Origin of the sequence: Haloferax sp. Atlit-10N (assembly GCF_003586325.1) — an archaeon.
GTDB lineage: Archaea > Halobacteriota > Halobacteria > Halobacteriales > Haloferacaceae > Haloferax > Haloferax prahovense.
The window spans coordinates 1-2,571 of sequence record NZ_PSYX01000022.1; the positions used below are offsets into that span (position 1 = coordinate 1).

1 protein-coding gene and 1 pseudogene are annotated in these 2,571 nt (G+C 55.6%); one reads left to right on the forward strand and one right to left on the reverse strand.

Annotation, left to right across the window (positions count from 1 at the left end; genetic code table 11):
* Positions 1-586: 586 nt before the first annotated feature.
* Positions 587-1,978 (reverse strand): PAS domain S-box protein, encoded by a 1,392-nt coding sequence (locus tag C5B91_RS20830; RefSeq protein ID WP_083899915.1) that lies wholly within the window; start codon positions 1,976-1,978, stop codon positions 587-589.
* Between the two features lie 139 nt (positions 1,979-2,117).
* Here C5B91_RS20830 and C5B91_RS23045 point away from each other — a divergent pair.
* Positions 2,118-2,522: pseudogene (locus tag C5B91_RS23045) on the forward strand (hypothetical protein); the annotation flags it as partial.
* Positions 2,523-2,571: the final 49 nt, after the last annotated feature.

A 2,571-nucleotide genomic window follows, 5' to 3' on the forward strand; every position in this document is an offset into this window, starting at 1 on the left:
CCCACAACGGTAACAACTCCACGAGAGAGACATAGCGACGCTGCGGGGGCCGGAGACATATGCGTTCGCTTGCGGTTTCGAACGCCCAGGTCTGAACAGATGCAGTCGCGGTGAACTCGATTCTGTGAACAGAAGGCCTCCTGATGACTCGTCGTTTTCTTCGAGGAGAGCGACACACGAGGCGACGAGATGAACAGCACCATCAAACAGTGGAGCGACGGTCGTGTCGCCGGGGTTGGATTGACGTCTTCGTCTTCTTCCAGGCAGTACTGAAAATCTTGCGAGAAACCAACGTTGAAACTGGCGTGGCCTCCAACCGGATACGTGTTCAGCAGGTGTGCCTGCCGTGCGAGCGAGATGACACGGTTGGTGTGGTTGACGTCGACGACAAGGACAGTCCTCGTCGCGACGGAGTCGGGCCACCGCGTCACCCGCATCCTAGTTGCGACGACGTCGCTGTCGTCGGCTATTGCGACCCGCGAGCAGACTGATGCTGGGCACTCTTCATCACAGTGCTGTTCAGTCTCTTACAGCTGCTTGCTGACAATGAAATCCACGTAGACCATCGATCGTGGAGTTATTCGGGTCATCCCTTCTGGAGATTAATGGTCACGACACTCCCCCGTGGGTCGTTGTCTGTGGCTGTGATGGTCCCCTCAGAAAGTCGAACAACCCAATACACGAGGACGAGGCCGAGGCCAGAACCGTGCTGCAGTTCATCGATCTCCTTGTCCAACTGGAGGTAGCTCTGCTCAATCTCTGGAATGCCGGGTCCGTTATCCGTGATACGGATGACACAGTTTTCTGGCGTGGCGTCTTCGACTTCTACCATCACCTCGGGAACCTCGGTGTCGTTATGGATGATTGCGTTCTCGACGAGTTCTCGAACCGCTATATCGAGTTCTGCTATTGCATCGGCGTGGAACGACTCCATTGTGGGGACTGTGATGTTCGCGGCGGGATAGTCCTCGCGTGCATCGTTGATCACCTTGGCCACGATGTCGTCGACAGCCACCGTGACGTGGGTCTGCTTTCGGTCCGTCTCGAGAAGCTGGATGATCCGTCGTTCGTGATCCGCTTGCTGAACCAGCGTATCCGTGTGCTCTTGGATCTTACGGGCACTCTCGGCCACATCGTCTACGCGGTCTGCCTGGATGTCCTCTGCCAGTCCCCTGATGATGGCCATTTTGTTTCGGATATTGTGCCGCAACCAGTTATCCAGCACTTTCAGCTGGCGCTCCCGTTCGATACGGCTTGTCTCGTCGATGGCGATCGCCTGCCCGATATCTGTTCCGAGGTATTCCCCAATTGCCGTAGAGACGCGGATATACCGGACGCTCCCATCATCGCGACGGAGTCTCATTCGCGTCGGTCCCACGGATTCTTTCTCCTCGATAACGGAGAGTATCTCCTCTTGAGCCCGTTCTCGGTCGTCAGGATGGATCATCTCGAGAATTGACCGTCCGAGGAATTCCTCTCGGTCACTCAAGCCGAACATCTCTACAACTGCATCGTTACACCAGACCGAACGCCCGTCACGGTCAAAAATGTTGATTGGTGCGGGAGACATCTCGATCAGATGTTTATATCGTTGATGTCCTTCCACCTCCTCGTCCATCAGCCCACTCAGTTCCGAGACGATGGCCTCAGGTGTAGTCTCATCGAAAACAGCACTCACGGTGGAGGGTCCCCTTCCCTGTACTGACTCGTTCGTAGGGGATAGCAAGAGAACAGGGAGGTAGGGCTTAGAGACCCGGATCGAACGGAGTAGCGTTGATCCGTCCATCTCGGGAAGGCCGTGCCGACTAATTACTCCATCAACCGCAGATTCTTTGACAAGCGCGATACACTCCGCTGCCGATGTCACCGTAAGGGTCCCGAAACCGGCCGACGTAAGTGCGTCCGAGAGATGTGTCTCAAGTCTCCCGTCTGGGTCGACAAGAAGTACTTGCGGTTCCTCTCCCGGAGAAGATTTCATACCATATCCATCGATTCAATGACTATTAATGTGACTCAAACTCTCTATGGCCATCTCAAAGCGATTTGAAATCTCGGGATAGTAAAGCTCTCCACAGACACAACTGATCTGTTACTGGAACACGTTCAGTCAGCTAGAACTGCGTTCCAATCAGGTAGCTATACTGAACGCGCGTCGCACCCAAACCTCACCCAAGGCGTTTCCGGACGATGCACTGGCGTCGATTCGGGAAGCCGTCGAGGCCGTCCCGGCCAGCGTCTTCGACGGCTCAACGAAACACACGGAGGTCGTCGGATTCGATGCCGCAATCGCCGACGGCCACAACCCGAACTGCAAGCCTGGTCGCATCTGGGTTTCAACTACAGCGTCGACCTCTACGACGGCGACGCCCGCATCGCCATCGAGGTCGAGAAGAGCGAGCAGAAGAACGTCAGCGATGACCTCCTCAAGTTCCAAAGGGGTACCGTACGAAGAAGGACGGCCAAAAATCGAGTTCGGCTGTTTGGTGGTACCGGTGAACTATCTCCGGCGGCATAACCTCTACTAGCACCGCCTGACTCGACAACCTCATCGGTTGGTACCTTGGTCATATC